This is a genomic window from Pseudomonas sp. HMSC057H01, assembly GCF_001836405.1.
Taxonomy (GTDB): Bacteria; Pseudomonadota; Gammaproteobacteria; order Pseudomonadales; family Pseudomonadaceae; genus Pseudomonas; species Pseudomonas aeruginosa.
The window spans coordinates 45,957-60,043 of sequence record NZ_KV828521.1 but is presented as its reverse complement, the minus strand read 5'-3'; the positions used below and the strand labels follow the sequence as shown (position 1 = coordinate 60,043).

The window sequence follows — 14,087 nt, the reverse complement described above, 5'->3', positions numbered from 1 at the left end:
CCCCCCAGCCACATCACCAGGCCGATCACGGCGGCGAAGGCCAGGGCGGTGATCAGCCACGGGCGCAGGGTACGGAACTTGGATTTACCGGTCGTTGGAGTCATGGTTCTTCTTCAGGCTTAGAACGGAGGCGCTTTTTCCAGGCTGCACGATAAGCATTGCGGGGGCCCAGGCAAAGCCTCTTTACCCGCTATTTACCCTTGCTTTACCGATAGTTAGGCATTCCGCCCGCATGCTTCGGCGAGCCATCCGCAGCCTGGCACCAGGCTATGACAACAAACGGCTTGCTCCGTTACGGGCGAAGGCTTGAAATAGAGCGTCCTGCACTCGCCCACTCCGCAATCGGCCAGGGACGCACAGATGATCGACCCGTTGAAACACCGCTTCGCGGCGCTCCGCAGCCGCGCCGAATTCCACTCCTTGCGCTACGTCCAGCGTAGCGGCGAGTACCTCTCGGTGCGCCGCAACGTCAGCGAACCGCCGCACTTCAGCCAGGACCGCGGCGCCATGCTCTGCGTACGGCTGAACGGCGTGGAAGCCTACGCCGCCACCAACGATCTCTCCGCGGCCGGCCTGCAGGCCGCCCTGGAGCAGGCCGAGCGGCAAGCCGAGCGGATCGCCCGGCACGCCCTGTTCGACGTCCGCGGATTGCCGCCGGCAAGCGGCCGCTCGCAGTATCGCTCGCCGAACCAGGACGCCCCTTTCCCCTCCCTCGCCGAGTGCTACGAACTGCTCGCCGAGGAGTCCGCCAAGGTGCCGCGCGACGAGCGCCTGGTGAACTGGAGCGTATTCCTCGAAGTCAGCCGCCAGGAACAGCTCTACCTGAACAGCGCCGGCGCCGAGCAATACCACGAGCAGCGCTTCGTCTATCCCGGCGCCAGCGTCACCGCCTACGACGGCCATGACAGCCAGACCCGCAGTTTCGGCGGCCACCATGCCGGCCAGCAGGGCGGCGCCGAAGTGATCGAGCGCCTCGGCCTGGTCGGCGCCGCGCCGCGCATCGCCGACCAGGCCCTGCAACTGCTGGCGGCGCCGAACACCCCGAGCGGCCGCTGCGACCTGCTGCTGATGCCGGACCAGATGATCCTGCAGATCCACGAGTCGATCGGCCACCCGCTGGAGCTGGATCGCATCCTCGGCGACGAGCGCAACTACGCCGGTACCAGCTTCATCAAGACCGAGGACTTCGGTCGCTACCAGTACGGCTCCAGCCTGCTCAACGTCAGCTTCGACCCGGAAATCCCCGAGGAGCTGGCCAGCTACCGCCAGGACGACGACGGCAGCCTCGCGCGCAAGGAATACCTGATCCGCGAAGGCCGCCTGCTGCGCCCGCTCGGCGGCGCCCTGTCGCAACACCGCAGCGGCCTGGAGGGCGTCGCCAACAGCCGCGCCAGCAGTTGGAACCGCGCGCCCATCGACCGCATGGCCAATCTCAACCTGGAGCCCGGCGACAAGAGCTTCGCGCAGCTGGTGGCCGGTATCGAGCGCGGGGTGCTGATGTCCTACAACCGCTCCTGGTCGATCGACGACGCACGCAATAAGTTCCAGTTCGGCTGCGAATGGGGCCAGTTGATCGAGGACGGCGAACTCAAGGGCGTGGTGAAGAACCCCAACTACCGAGGCATCTCCGCGCAGTTCTGGCGCAACCTCAGCGCGGTGGGCAACGCCGGCACCTTCGAGGTGCTCGGCACGCCCTACTGCGGCAAGGGCGAGCCGAACCAGGTGATCCGTGTCGGCCATGCCTCGCCGGCCTGCGTATTCAGCGATGTGGACGTATTCGGGGGAGACGCCTGATGCACCAGAGACAGCATTTCGAAGCCCTCGCCGAGGACCTGCGCCGGCATCTGGCCGAGGGCGAGGACTTCACCCTCTGGTACAGCGCCGAGGACTCCGAGTTCATCCGCTTCAACCGGGCGCGGGTGCGCCAGGCCGGCCGGGTGCGCCAGGCCAGCGCGCTGCTCCGGCTGATCCGCGACGAACGCCAGGCGAGCCTCGACCTGACGCTCTCCGGCGCGCCGGAAGAAGACCGCCAGCGTCTGGCCGAAGGCCTTCGGCAACTGCGCCAGAGCCTGGCCTGGATTCCCGCCGATCCCTATCTGCTGCTCGACACCACGGCCTGGCAGCGAGAGAACCAGGACCTCAGCGCAGCGCCCGACAGCGGCGCGCTGCTGGCCAGCCTCGAACGCCAGGCGCGCGACCTCGACCTGGTCGGCATCTATGCCGCCGGACCGCTGTTCCGTGGCTTCGCCAACTCCTGGGGCGCCTTCGGCTGGCATGCCGGCAGCAGCTTCAACTTCGACTGGAGCCTGTTCCACGGCAACGGCCAGGCGGTGAAGGCCGACTACGCCGGCCAGCGCTGGGACGACGAAGCCTTCGCCCGGCGCTTCGAACAGGCCCGGGAGCAGCTCGGCCACCTGGGCAAGCCGCTGCGCCAGTTGCGCCCCGGCGACTACCGCGCCTACCTGGCGCCGGCGGCGCTCGAAGAAGTCATGCAGATGCTCTGCTGGGGCGGTTTATCCGCGCGCGCCCTGGCTACCGGCGAAAGCCCCCTGCAACGCCTGCAGAACGGCGACGCCCTGCTCAGCCCGCTGCTGAACCTAGCCGAGCGCCCTGCCACCTCGCCCTCCCCGGCATTCAGCGCGGAAGGCTCGCCGCGCGCCGAGGTCGAACTGGTCGGCAACGGCCGCCTGAGCGGACGCCTGGTGAGTTCGCGCAGCGCCCGCGAATACGGCCTGGTAGCCAATGGCGCCGGGGCCAACGAGGCGCCCACGGCGCTGGACATGGCCGGCGGCAGCCTGGAACAGGCGCGCATCCTCGAGGCCCTGGATACCGGCCTGTACATCGGCAACCTGTGGTACCTGAACTACTCGGACATGCCCGCCGCGCGCCTGACCGGAATGACCCGCTTCGCCACCTTCTGGGTGGAGAACGGCCAGATCCGGGCGCCGGTCAGCACCATGCGCTTCGACGACAGCCTGTACAGCTTCCTCGGTGCCCACCTGGAAGACCTCAGCCACGAGCGCGAACTGCGCCTGTCCAGCAATACCTACGGCGAACGCCAGACCGACTCGATGCACCTGCCGGGCGCGTTGACCGGGCGCTTCACCCTCACGCTCTGAGCCCGCGCGGCGCTCCCCGGCGGTTCGCCGCCCGGGAGCGCCGCGTGCGCAATCCGAAGAACACCCGCCGATATTCTGGCGCCATTATCACGCCACCATAAACGGACCGGCTCCCTCCTCGTTCTCCACTCTGGTGACACACGCCCGAGAGGAACCCACCGCACGCATATCCCATTCGGTACACGGAGGTGAAGCTATGCCCGCTTTGAGTCGTCGTTCGTTCGTGACCCTGACCGCCCTGGCCTCCAGCAGCATCCTGCTGAGCCCGCGAGCCTTCGCCGGGAGCGGCGCGACAAGCGCCGCCGGGAAGCCGCAAGAGACCTTCCTGGATTTCAACGAAAGCCCCTACGGCCCCTCCGCCAAGGCCAGGGCCGCCATGCAGCAGGCGGCCGCGCTCTGCGGCCGCTACGACTACGACGCGCAGGACGCCCTGGTCGGCCTGTTCGCCAAACAGAACGGCATCCCCGCCGAATCCGTGCATGCCTACTGCGGCTCGCGCCAGCCGCTGCAATACGCCGTCGCGGCGTTCACCGGCAAGGAGCGCAGCCTGGTCATGGCCGATCCCTCCTACGACTCCGTGCTCGGCGCCGCCCAGGCCCAGGGGGCGAAGGTCGCTGCCGTGCCGCTGGACGCCGAGGCGGCCCACGACATCGAGCGCATGCTCGCCGCCGCGCAACGCGACGCCGGGCTGATCTATATCTGCAACCCGAACAACCCGACCGGCACCCTCACCCCGCACGAGCGGATCGTCAGGGCGATCGAACGCAAGCCCGAGCGCAGCGTGGTGCTGGTCGACGAGGCGTATATCCATTTTTCCGACGCACCCAGCGTCGTTGGCCTGGCCGTCCAGCGCCAGGATGTGCTGGTCCTGCGTACCTTCTCGAAACTCTACGGGATGGCCGGCGCCCGGCTCGGCCTGGCCATCGGGCATCCGCAGCTGCTGGCGCGGCTGGAGCGCTTCGGCGGCCACAACGTGGTGCCCTCGCCGACCGCCCACGCCGGGCTGGAAAGCCTGCGTGACGACGATCTGGTGCCACGGCGCAAGCAGCAGAACGCAGAGGTCCGCGAGCGCACCATCGCCTGGCTGCGCCAGCAGGGCTTCCGCTGCACCGCCTCGCAGTCCAACTGTTTCATGGTGGATATGCGCCGTCCCGCCGAGCTGGTCATCGCCGAACTGGAGAAACAGCGGGTGCACGTCGGCCGCCCGTGGGCCTCCTGGCCCAACTGGGTCCGCGTGACGGTAGGCAGCGAGGAAGAGATGCAGGCGTTCCGGAGCGCCTTCGCCAGCGTCAGCCGGCGCCACCAGGTCGCCATGCGCTAGCGCTGCGTCTCTGCGACGCAGGGCGGATGACCGCGCTGCGATTATCCGCCCTGCTCATAGCCCGAGGCGAGCAGCCAAGGGAATCGGGTTCGCCCGTTACCAGCCAGCCTGGCTGACAGTCATGGGACGAAGCGGGTTGGCCGTGGGGCTCAGAGAGCCGCCAGGGCCGCCGCGTAGTTCGGCTCGTCGGCGATTTCGCCGACCAGTTCGCTGTGCAGCACCTTGTTCTGCTCGTCGAGCACCACCACGGCGCGCGCGGCCAGGCCGGCCAGCGGGCCGCTGGCGATGGCCACGCCATAGTTCTCGAGGAACTCGCGACCGCGCAGGGTCGACAGGTTGACTACGTTCTCCAAACCTTCGGCGCCGCAGAAGCGCTTCTGCGCGAACGGCAGGTCGGCGGAAATGCACAGCACCACGGTATTGGCCAGCTTGCCGGCCTCGACGTTGAACTTGCGCACCGAGGTGGCGCAGGTCGGGGTGTCGACGCTGGGGAAGATGTTCAGCACCTTGCGCTTGCCGGCGAAGTTTTCCAGGGTCACGTCGGCGAGGTCGCCGCCGACCAGGCTGAAGGCCGGAGCCTGGGCGCCTTTCTGCGGGAGCTGGCCATCGACGTTGACCGGGTTGCCCTTGAGAGTCACTTGAGCCATTGCGTTGATCCTTCTAGTCAGTGAGAAGCCGCCGGCCCTGTGGCCGGCAGCGGAAGCATTCGGGGCCGGCGACGATGCTAGCACGCTTTACCCGAGCGAAAACCTCGGGTTTGAGCGTCGCCGTCCCCCGAGGCTCAACTCCTGGCCTTGGCGAAATACTCCCGGGTCAGGCGGAACACCACCGGACTCAGCAGCAGCAAGGCGATCAGGTTGGGAATCGCCATCAGCGCGTTGAGGGTATCCGCCACCAGCCAGGCGAAGTCCAGCTGGGTCATGGCGCCGAACGGAATCGCCAGGGTCCAGACGATCCGGAACGGCAGGATCGCCCGGGTGCCCACCAGGTACTCCCAGCAGCGCTCGCCGTAGTAGCTCCAGCCGAGGATGGTGGTATAGGCGAACACCACCAGGGCCAGCGACAGGATGTAGTGGCCGACGCCCGGCATCGCCGCCTCGAACGCCGCCGAGGACAGCGCCGCGCCGCTGGCGCCGCTGGTCCAGACGCCCGAGGTGATGATCGCCAGGCCGGTCAGGCTGCAGATGATCAGGGTATCGATGAAGGTGCCGAGCATACCGATCAGGCCCGAACGCACCGCGCTATGGGTCGTGCCGGCGGCCTGGGCGATGCCGGCGGTGCCGAGGCCAGCCTCGTTGGAGAAGATCCCGCGTGCGACGCCGAAACGGATTGCCGCCATCACCGCTGCGCCGGCGAAGCCGCCGGTGGCGGCGATCGGCGTGAAGGCGTGGGTGAAGATCAGTTGGAACGCGCCGGGAATCGCCTCGGCATGGACCACCAGGACGATCACCGAGGCGACGATGTAGCCGACGCACATGAACGGCACCAGGGCTTCGGCGACCTTGCCGATACGGCGGATGCCGCCAAGGATCACCAGCCCGGTGACGAGCATGGTGGCGACCCCGGTGACCCAGTCGGGCACGCCGAAGGAAACCTCCAGGGCATCGGCCATGCTGTTGACCTGGACCATGTTGCCGATACCGAAGCCGGCGAGCCCGCCGAACAGCGCGAAGGCCGCGCCGAGCCAGGCCCAGCGCTTGCCCAGACCGTTCTTGATGGCATACATCGGACCGCCGACGTGTTCGTTGCGCTCATCCTTCTCGCGGTAGTGCACCGCCAGCACCACTTCGGAGAACTTGGTGGCCATTCCCACCAGCGCGGTGCACCACATCCAGAACAGTGCGCCCGGGCCGCCGAGGAAGATCGCCGTGGCCACCCCGGCGATGTTGCCGGTACCGACGGTGGCCGCCAGGCAGGTCATCAGCGCCTGGAACGGGCTGATCTCGCCGCTGCTCTCGTCATCCTTGCTACGCCCCTGCCAGAGCAGGCGAAAGCCGACTCCCAGGCGCACCAGGGGCATGAATTTCAACCCCAGCATCAGGTACAGGCCGGTGCCGAGAATCAGCACCAGCATCAACGGCCCCCAGACCACGCCGTTCAGGTCGACCACCCACTTCTGCAAGCTTTCCATCAGCGATCCTTATTCTTGTTCGAATGAATGCGGCCTGGCGGCAGTGGGCATCCGGAACTCGGACGAACATCCCTGCTCGACAGGCCAAGGCTGCCGATCCTAACGAGGTTATCCCGGCGAAATCGAGAAAAATCTTCACCCGGAAAGCCTGCGTCTCATTGCGTCTCGCCGGCCGCCTGGCGACCGAACAGTTCCACCAGCCAGTCGACGAACACCCTCACCCGCGGCGACAACTGGCGCTGCGAGGGATACACGGCATGCAGCGGCAGCGATGGCGGCAACCATTCGCCGAGCACTTGTCGGAGGCTGCCGTCGGCCAGGCCGGCGGCGACGTGATAGTGCGGCGCCTGGATCAGCCCGAGCCCGGCCCGGCAGGCGGCGACGTAGGCATCGGCGTTGTTGACGCTGACCCGGCTGCGCATCGGCAACGTGCGCAGGCGCCCGTCGACGCTGAACTCGAAGTCGAAGGTACGCCCACTGGAAGGCGACTGGTAGTTCACCGCGAGGTGCCCGCCGAGTTCGGCGAGCTGCCGCGGATGGCCATGACGCTCCAGGTAGGCGGCGCTGGCGCAGGTCACCTGCGGCAGGTCGGCCAGGTGCCGGCCGACCAGGCTGGAATCGTGCAGCTCGCCGACCCGCAGCACGCAGTCCGCACCCTCGCGCAGCAGGTCGACCAGGCGATCGTTGCTGCTCAACTGCAGCTCCAGTTCCGGGTAGCGCTCGCAGAACTCCGGCAGGAACGGAATCACCCGCATCCGCCCCAGTGCGCCCGGCAGGTCGACCCGCAAGCGCCCGCGCGGGTTGTTCAGGACGCGTGGAAAGCAGCTTTCCGCCTCCTCCAGGTCCGCCAGCAGGCGCACGCAACGCTCGTAGTAGGCCTGCCCGTCGAGGGTCAGGCTGACCTGGCGGGTGGTGCGCTGCAGCAACTGCACGCCAAGGTGCGCCTCCAGTTGCTGGATCGCCTGGGTCACGCTGGCGCGCGGCAGCTCCAGGCTGTCCGCGGCCTTGCCGAAGGCGCCCAGCTCGACGATGCGGGTGAAGGCCTGCATGGCCTGGAAACGATCCATCGGACGTCCTCGATTATTTGGAAAATACGAATGGTAAAACCGTAATTATGGGCTTTATCCAGGCCAATGCGGAGCGAAGAATGACGGCGTTTTCCTTCCCTCCCGCGAGGCTCGACACATGAAAACCCGTCAACTCGGCCACAACGGCCCTTCCGTCTCCGCCATCGGCCTCGGCTGCATGGGCATGACCGACTTCTACACCACCGGCGGCGACCGCCAGGAGGCCATCGCCACCCTGCATCGCGCCGTGGAACTCGGGCTGAACTTCTTCGATACCGCCGACATGTACGGCCCGCACAGCAACGAGGAACTGCTCGGCGAGGCCCTGCGCGGCAAACGCGAGCAGGTGTTCCTGGCCAGCAAGTTCGGCATCATCCGCGACCCTGCCAATCCCCAGGCGCGCGGCGTCGACGGCAGCCCGGCGTATATCCGCCGCGCCATCGAAGGCAGCCTGAAGCGCCTCGGTACCGACCGCCTGGACCTTTACTATCAGCACCGCATGGACCCGCAGGTGCCCATCGAGGACAGCGTCGGCGCCCTCGCCGACCTGGTGAAGGCCGGCAAGATCCGCCACATCGGCCTCAGCGAAGCCTCGGCGGAAACCCTCGAACGTGCCCACCGGGTGCACCCGATCAGCGCGTTGCAGAGCGAGTACTCGCTGTGGACTCGCGATCCGGAGGACACCGGGGTGCTCGCCGCCTGCCGTCGCCTGGGCATCGCCTTCGTCCCCTACAGCCCGCTGGGCCGAGGTTTCCTTACCGGCACCCTGAAGCGCCCGGAAGACTTCGCCGCCGACGATTACCGTCGTTTCAGCCCGCGCTTCCAGGGCGAGAACTTCGCGAAGAACCTGAAGCTGGTGGACAAGGTCGGCGAACTGGCCGCGGCCAAGGGCGTGAAACCCTCGCAACTGGCGCTGGCCTGGGTGCTGGCGCAGGGCGATGACCTGATCCCGATTCCCGGCACCAAGCAGCGGCGCTACCTGGAGGAGAACGTCGCCGCGACGGAACTGCGCCTGAGCGCGGCGGAACTGGCCGAGCTGGATGCGATCTTCCCCGCCGAGGCGGTCGCCGGCAGTCGCTATAGCGAGGAAGGCATGCGCCTGGTCAATCTCTGAGACAGTGAAGCTGCGGTCACGTCCCCGTATGCCGGAGCCTGGTTGTAGGGCGAATCACCGCTTGCGGTTATCCGCCGCTTATCCGGGGTATCGGCGGATACCGCCTGTGGCGGTATTCGCCCTACGAGTCTCTATCGCTCGCAATTTCCTGGCTGCCTACACGGCGGGGAAACGGCGACGGGCGAACCTCAGGGCGTCCACCAGTAGCGCACCACGTGGAAGAAGATCGGCGCGGCGAAGCACACCGAGTCCAGGCGGTCGAGCATGCCACCGTGGCCTTCGATCATGTGCCCCCAGTCCTTGACCCCACGGTCGCGCTTGATCGCCGACATCACCAGGCCGCCGAAGAAGCCCAGCAGGTTGATCAGCAGCGCGATCAGCGCCGCCTGCCAGAGGTTGAACGGGGTGATCCACCACAGCGAGGCGCCGATGGCGGTGGCCAGGGCGATGCCGCCGACGAAGCCTTCGACGGTCTTCGACGGCGACAGGTTGGGAGCGATCTTGCGCTTGCCGAACAGCTTGCCGCAGATGTACTGCATCACGTCGGAGAGCTGCACGACGATCACCAGGTAGGCGATCAGCAGCAGGTTGCGCCCCTCGAAGCCGGGGATGTCGAGGGTCAGCAGCGCCGGCACGAAGGAGATACAGAACACCGCCAGCATCAGGCCCCACTGCACTTTCGAGGCGCGCTCGAGGAAGTGCTTGGTGTCGCCGCCCAGCGAGGCGAGGATCGGCAACAGCAGGAACACGTACACCGGGATGAAGATCGAGAACATGCTGTACCAGTCGATGTAGATCAGCAGGTACTGCATCGGCAGCACGAAGTAGAACGCCGCCACCAGCGCCGGGTAGTCGCTGCGCCGGGTCGGGGTGAGGGTGATGAACTCGCGCAGGGCGTAGAACGACACGCCATAGAACAGCAGGATCACCGCCGCCTGGCCAAGCCAGAAGGCGAAACCGATCACCAGGACCATCGCCCACCAGGCGTTGATCCGAGCGTTCAGGTTGTCGATCACCGCGTTCGGGCCGGGACCGGCGCGCCACTTGAGGACGAAGCCGACCAGCGAGGCGAGCAGCAGCAGCGCACCGATCCCGCCGAAGAGCATCCAGGTCTGTTCGTTCATCTCAGGCCTCCTCTTCCGGCGCCAGGTCCAGCAGGGCCATGCGCGCTCGTTCGAGGAACGCCTCCTTGCCCTCTTCCGCCGTGGCGACCAGCGGCTTGCCGAAGCTCAGGGTGCAGAGCAGCGGCAACGGCAGCATGCGGCCCTTGGGCATGACCCGGTTGAGGTTGGCCAGCCAGACCGGCACCAGCTCGACCTCCGGGTGGGCCAGGGACAGGTGGTAGATACCGCTCTTGAATGGCAACAGCTTGACCTCGTCGTCCAGGTTGCGGGTGCCCTCGGGGAAGATGATCAGCGAATCGCCGCCGTCCAGGGCGCGGTCGAGGGGTTCGAGCGGATTGGCATTGGCATCGCTGCGCTGGCGGTCGACCAGCACGCCGTTGAACACCTTGTTGATCACGTAGCTGCGCAGGCCGGCCTTGTTCCAGTAGTCGGCGCCCGCCACCGGCCGGGTACGCCGCCGCACCTCCGGCGGCAACGAGGCCCAGAGCAGGACGAAGTCGCCATGGCTACTGTGGTTGGCGTAATAGATGCGTTGCTTGGGGATCGGCGTAGTGCCCAGCCAGAGGCTGCGCAAGCCGGTGATGGCGCGGGCGCCGGCGATGATGCCATAGGCGACGACTGATTCGAGCATGGGAAGACTCTTCAGGTTTGAGCGTTGAATAGAGGGATCGACAACAGGCACGACAAGGCCAGCAGGAACTGGGCGCCACAGGCCAGCGCCTGCCAGCGTAGCAGGCGCAGGGCGCCGCGGCTGCGCTGGTTCCAGGTGCGCCCCGCGGCGTCCGCGCGGGCCAGGCCGAGGTCGGCCAGGGCCCGGTCCAGGTCTTGGGTCTGCGCCTCCAGCCTGTCGCCGGCGCGGCTGAAACGTTCGAACAGTTCGGCGTCCAGGGCCACTCGCAGCGCCCAGTACTTCTGCCACAGGCCGAGCATGGCGATCGCCAGCATCGCCGCAGCGAAATAGCGCCAGCCGATGCCCTGCACGGCCTGGTACAGGCCCAGCCCGATGGCCAGCAGGGTCAGTGCGGCGGACAGCCGGTCAAGCTCGCGGCCACGGCGCAGCAGCGCCGCCACCAGGGCCAGGGATTGCTCAGGCATGGCGCACCTCGCCCAGTTCCGCCGATGGCTCCGGCACGCTCCCGCTCAACGCCGCGAGGGTCCGCCGCTGGGCCTCGCCCAGCAGCACTTGCGGTCGCGCCCGGCGTAACACCGCCACGGCCGACTCGACGTCCGCCGCGCGGCCGCTGAGCAGCAGCCAGGCGGCAACCAGCGTGGCGCTGCGCGAATAGCCCAGGGCACAGGCCACCAGCAGCGGCCCTTGCGCCAGCAGTTCGTCGATCAGCGCGGCGGCGCGCCGGCAGTCCTCGACGTCCGGCGCGACCAGGTCGAGCAACGGCAGGCTGCGATAGGCCAGCCCCTGCGGCTCGCAGGAAAGTTCGGCGGTAGCGTCGAGCAATGCGCGGAAGCGGCCGTCGGCCAGTTCCGCGGACGACGGCAGGCGCCCCAGCCAGAGGCCCGGCAGCACCTCGTCCGGCTGCGGCCGGCGACGGGTCCAGAGCCAGGCGTTGATCCACGCGCCAAGCAGATATGGCGCCAGCAGCCAGCGCACGGCGGCGCTCAGGCGGCCAGTGCTGCCCTTCTGGAAGCCGGCGGCGCCGAACAGCAGGTAGTTCAGCGCCACCAGCGCCAGCGCCAGCGCCGGCCAGCACAGCCACAACGCCGCACCGCCGACGGCAAAGGCGACGGCGGCGCAGGCCAGCGCGCCGAGGCCGTAGCGAGCAGCCAGCCGCCGCCGTTGCCGGTCGCGGCTCAGGCTGGCGCGGGCGAACGGCGCGGGCTGCGCCTGCGGCCACAGCCAGACGCACAGCCAACCGGCCAGCGCGCCGGTGGGCACGTCGATGAAATGGTGCTGCCAGGTGGTCAGCACCGACAGCCCGATCAGCGCGAACCAGCCATGCAGCAGCCAGCGCCAGGCGCCGCTGGCGTAGCGCGCGTAGCAGACCCAGAGCACTACCAGCAGGGCGATGTGCAGCGACGGTGCCTGGTTGTACGGTTTGTCGAACCCCATCAACACGTCGAACAGCCAGCCGAACACGCCGCCCAGTTCCGGCCGTTCGAAGGTGAAGCGCAGGGGGAACAGCAGGAAGCAGGTCACCGACAGCACCTGGGCGCTGAGCAGGCGCAGGCAGTGGGTGTCCAGCTCGCGCTTGTCCCGCGGCAACAACAGCGACAGGCCGTAGAGCAGGTCGATCGACCAGTACGGCAGGATGGTCCAGGGCCACAGCGGCATCCCGCGTTCCCAGTCGAAGACCAGGCTGCCGACGTCGCCGCGCTGGCTGGTCAACCAGTTGGCCAGGCCATAGCTGGCGAAGAAGAACGGGCCGAGGAACAGCAGCCAGAGCACCGCCCGTTTCAGTACCCCCGGCTCGTGCGGCGCCATCAGCGGGCGACCTTCTGCGCCAGCGATACGCTGAAGATGCCCCACTGGTCGACCCGCTGGGTGATCTTGCGGAAGCCGGCGGCGGCCACCAGCTGGTCCATTTCCGCCTGGGTCCGGCGCCGCATCACCCAGGCCTGGCCCTGGCGGTGGCTGGTCAGCGCGCGGGCGATCAGTTCCAGCTGCGGGTGCCAGGGCTGTCCGGTGTAGACCAGGTAGGCGCCCTCCTCCAGCGCCTCGCCGAGGCCGGCGAGGGAGTCGCCGACCATGCGGTTGTCGGCGAACAGCTCGTAGAGCCCGGAAACCACCCCGAGGCTCGGCTTCGGTTGCAGCGCCGCCAGGTCGGCGCGATCGAAGGCGTCGCCCTTGACAAAGCGGGCGATGCCGGCGAGGCCCTTGCTTTCGATCAGGGCGCTGCCGTCACGCACGTTGATCTCGCTGTAGTCGCGCAGAAGGATGCTTTCCGGCAGCGGCTCGACGCCTTGCAGGGCTTCGAGGATGTAGCGGCCGTGGCCGGCGGCGATGTCGACGATGCGCACCTCGCGCTGCTCCTCGCGCAACCGCTGCATGGCCAGGCGCAGCAGCTCCTCGGCGTGCAGCTTGCGCTGGCGGATGCCGCGCCAGCCGATGGAGTCCAGGTAGTTGCGGTCGATCAGGCGACCCAGCGGGCCGCTGCCGCTGGGCTGGTTGCGGTAGACATAGTCGAGGGTGCTCCCGGAATCGAAACCGGTGTCGAAGCCCAGCTTGACCCCGTCCGACCACAGGCTGCCCAGGCGCAGGCCGGCACGGGTGGCGCGCCAGTAGAGATCGCGCGGCGAGTTCTTCGGCAACGGCGCGGCCAGCGCCTCGGCCTCGGCGCAGGTATGACCCAGGCGGTCGGCATCGAGCAGGCTCGGTCGTTCGGGGACCGTGGCGAATGCCTCGAGGAGGAAGCGCCGGGCACGGCCGACGGCCAGGTGACGATCGCGCTCGCCAAGGGTGTCGTGGAAGAAGCCGGGCAGGATGTGCTTTTCCTTGCGCAGGCTGCCGAGACGCTCGAAGAAGCGCTCCTGCGGCGCACGATGGACGACGAAGTCGGCCCCGGAAATCAGCAGTTGGGTGGGAATCTGGATCGCCTGTGCGTCCGCTACCACCCGCTCGGCAGCTTCGTAGAGGCCGAGCAGGACGTTCACCGAGATCGCCTTGGCGATCAGCGGGTCGCTGTCGTAGGAGGCGATCCGCTGCGGGTCGTGACTGAGGAAGCGTGCCTTGACATAGCTGTTGACGAAGAAATTGCCGCGCCACAGGCGCATCAGTTTCAGCCCGCTGCGGGCGAACGGCACGTAGAGCTTGACCTGGAACGCCGGCGAAGCCAGCACCAGTGCGCGCACCTTCGGCGCGTAGTCGTGGGCCCAGGTGGCAACCAGCACCGCGCCGACGCTCTGCGCCACCACCGCCATCCGCTCTTCGGCGATACCGTGGACGGCCTGGATATGGTCGACGAAGGTCTGTACGTCGCGCACGCTGGTGGCGAAGCTCGGGCTGTCGCCGCGGGCGCCTGGCGAGAGGCCGTGGCCACGGGCGTCCCAGGCGAAGAAGTCGTGTTCCGGCAGGTCGAGTTCGTCGACCAGGTGGGCGATCCGCCCGGAGTGCTCATGGCCGCGGTGGAACAGCAACACCGCCTGGCGCGTGCCGTCCGGCGCCGGGCGGCTGGCCGGCCAGTGGCGGTAGAAGAGTTCTACCCCGTCGTGGGTGGTGAAACGCAATTCCTGTACGTCGCGCATGTGATGTCCCTATG

13 protein-coding genes are annotated in these 14,087 nt (G+C 67.9%); 4 read left to right on the top strand and 9 right to left on the bottom strand.

Annotation, left to right across the window (positions count from 1 at the left end; all coding sequences use genetic code 11):
* Positions 1-104: hypothetical protein (locus HMPREF2581_RS33890; protein WP_235221692.1), on the bottom strand; the 104-nt coding region annotated here is incomplete at its 3' end.
* A 256-nt stretch (positions 105-360) separates the two neighbouring features.
* Here HMPREF2581_RS33890 and HMPREF2581_RS29225 point away from each other — a divergent pair.
* From HMPREF2581_RS29225 to HMPREF2581_RS29215, 3 genes are all read left to right on the top strand, one after another.
* Positions 361-1,794 (top strand): TldD/PmbA family protein, encoded by a 1,434-nt coding sequence (locus tag HMPREF2581_RS29225; protein ID WP_003139101.1) that lies wholly within the window; start codon positions 361-363, stop codon positions 1,792-1,794.
* Positions 1,794-3,119 carry a TldD/PmbA family protein gene (locus tag HMPREF2581_RS29220; protein WP_003139100.1) on the top strand — a complete coding sequence of 442 codons (1,326 nt, stop codon included), beginning with the start codon at positions 1,794-1,796 and terminating at the stop codon, positions 3,117-3,119. The genes HMPREF2581_RS29225 and HMPREF2581_RS29220 overlap by 1 nt, the downstream gene beginning before the upstream one ends.
* A gap of 196 nt (positions 3,120-3,315) precedes the next feature.
* Positions 3,316-4,440 (top strand): pyoverdine biosynthesis transaminase PtaA, encoded by a 1,125-nt coding sequence (locus tag HMPREF2581_RS29215; RefSeq protein ID WP_003139085.1) that lies wholly within the window; start codon positions 3,316-3,318, stop codon positions 4,438-4,440.
* Between the two features lie 149 nt (positions 4,441-4,589).
* Here HMPREF2581_RS29215 and tpx read toward each other — a convergent pair whose 3' ends face one another.
* From tpx to HMPREF2581_RS29200, 3 genes are all read right to left on the bottom strand, one after another.
* On the bottom strand, positions 4,590-5,087 hold the full coding sequence (gene tpx / locus HMPREF2581_RS29210) for a thiol peroxidase (RefSeq protein WP_003089950.1): 498 nt from the start codon (positions 5,085-5,087) through the stop codon (positions 4,590-4,592).
* Between the two features lie 134 nt (positions 5,088-5,221).
* Positions 5,222-6,571: an alanine/glycine:cation symporter family protein gene (locus tag HMPREF2581_RS29205; RefSeq protein ID WP_003089954.1), complete on the bottom strand. Its 1,350-nt coding sequence runs from the start codon at positions 6,569-6,571 to the stop codon at positions 5,222-5,224.
* A gap of 155 nt (positions 6,572-6,726) precedes the next feature.
* Positions 6,727-7,638 carry a LysR family transcriptional regulator gene (locus HMPREF2581_RS29200; RefSeq protein WP_003120066.1) on the bottom strand — a complete coding sequence of 304 codons (912 nt, stop codon included), beginning with the start codon at positions 7,636-7,638 and terminating at the stop codon, positions 6,727-6,729.
* Positions 7,639-7,756: 118 nt separating this feature from the next.
* Here HMPREF2581_RS29200 and HMPREF2581_RS29195 point away from each other — a divergent pair, with 118 nt between their 5' ends.
* A complete protein-coding gene (locus tag HMPREF2581_RS29195) occupies positions 7,757-8,752 on the top strand; it encodes an aldo/keto reductase (RefSeq protein ID WP_003139082.1) in 996 nt (331 codons plus the stop codon).
* A gap of 188 nt (positions 8,753-8,940) precedes the next feature.
* On the opposite strand, the gene HMPREF2581_RS29190 is transcribed toward HMPREF2581_RS29195, so the two are convergent.
* The 5 genes from HMPREF2581_RS29190 to HMPREF2581_RS29170 are packed head-to-tail and all read right to left on the bottom strand — an operon-like array spanning position 8,941 to position 14,073.
* The gene (locus HMPREF2581_RS29190) at positions 8,941-9,876 is read right to left on the bottom strand and encodes a phosphatidate cytidylyltransferase (protein WP_003089962.1); all 936 of its coding nucleotides are present in this window, start codon (positions 9,874-9,876) and stop codon (positions 8,941-8,943) included.
* A 1-nt stretch (position 9,877) separates the two neighbouring features.
* The gene (locus HMPREF2581_RS29185) at positions 9,878-10,507 is read right to left on the bottom strand and encodes a lysophospholipid acyltransferase family protein (RefSeq protein WP_003112154.1); all 630 of its coding nucleotides are present in this window, start codon (positions 10,505-10,507) and stop codon (positions 9,878-9,880) included.
* A gap of 11 nt (positions 10,508-10,518) precedes the next feature.
* Positions 10,519-10,971, bottom strand: coding sequence for a hypothetical protein (locus tag HMPREF2581_RS29180; protein ID WP_003139079.1), 453 nt, complete (start codon positions 10,969-10,971; stop codon positions 10,519-10,521).
* Complete coding sequence (locus HMPREF2581_RS29175) at positions 10,964-12,313, bottom strand: phosphatase PAP2/dual specificity phosphatase family protein (RefSeq protein ID WP_016254202.1); 1,350 nt, start codon at positions 12,311-12,313, stop codon at positions 10,964-10,966. The genes HMPREF2581_RS29180 and HMPREF2581_RS29175 overlap by 8 nt, the downstream gene beginning before the upstream one ends.
* Positions 12,313-14,073, bottom strand: coding sequence for a bifunctional alpha/beta hydrolase/class I SAM-dependent methyltransferase (locus HMPREF2581_RS29170; protein ID WP_003139075.1), 1,761 nt, complete (start codon positions 14,071-14,073; stop codon positions 12,313-12,315). Before HMPREF2581_RS29170 ends, HMPREF2581_RS29175 begins: the two co-directional genes overlap by 1 nt.
* Positions 14,074-14,087: the final 14 nt, after the last annotated feature.

Coding starts and splice junctions, on each gene's coding strand:
- HMPREF2581_RS29200 (WP_003120066.1), bottom strand. CDS start 7,638: ATGGATCGTTTCCAGGCCATGCAGGCCTTCACCCGCATCGTCGAGCTG.
- HMPREF2581_RS29190 (WP_003089962.1), bottom strand. CDS start 9,876: ATGAACGAACAGACCTGGATGCTCTTCGGCGGGATCGGTGCGCTGCTG.
- tpx (WP_003089950.1), bottom strand. CDS start 5,087: ATGGCTCAAGTGACTCTCAAGGGCAACCCGGTCAACGTCGATGGCCAG.
- HMPREF2581_RS29175 (WP_016254202.1), bottom strand. CDS start 12,313: ATGGCGCCGCACGAGCCGGGGGTACTGAAACGGGCGGTGCTCTGGCTG.
- HMPREF2581_RS29215 (WP_003139085.1), top strand. CDS start 3,316: ATGCCCGCTTTGAGTCGTCGTTCGTTCGTGACCCTGACCGCCCTGGCC.
- HMPREF2581_RS29195 (WP_003139082.1), top strand. CDS start 7,757: ATGAAAACCCGTCAACTCGGCCACAACGGCCCTTCCGTCTCCGCCATC.
- HMPREF2581_RS29205 (WP_003089954.1), bottom strand. CDS start 6,571: ATGGAAAGCTTGCAGAAGTGGGTGGTCGACCTGAACGGCGTGGTCTGG.
- HMPREF2581_RS29180 (WP_003139079.1), bottom strand. CDS start 10,971: ATGCCTGAGCAATCCCTGGCCCTGGTGGCGGCGCTGCTGCGCCGTGGC.
- HMPREF2581_RS29185 (WP_003112154.1), bottom strand. CDS start 10,507: ATGCTCGAATCAGTCGTCGCCTATGGCATCATCGCCGGCGCCCGCGCC.
- HMPREF2581_RS29220 (WP_003139100.1), top strand. CDS start 1,794: ATGCACCAGAGACAGCATTTCGAAGCCCTCGCCGAGGACCTGCGCCGG.
- HMPREF2581_RS29225 (WP_003139101.1), top strand. CDS start 361: ATGATCGACCCGTTGAAACACCGCTTCGCGGCGCTCCGCAGCCGCGCC.
- HMPREF2581_RS29170 (WP_003139075.1), bottom strand. CDS start 14,073: ATGCGCGACGTACAGGAATTGCGTTTCACCACCCACGACGGGGTAGAA.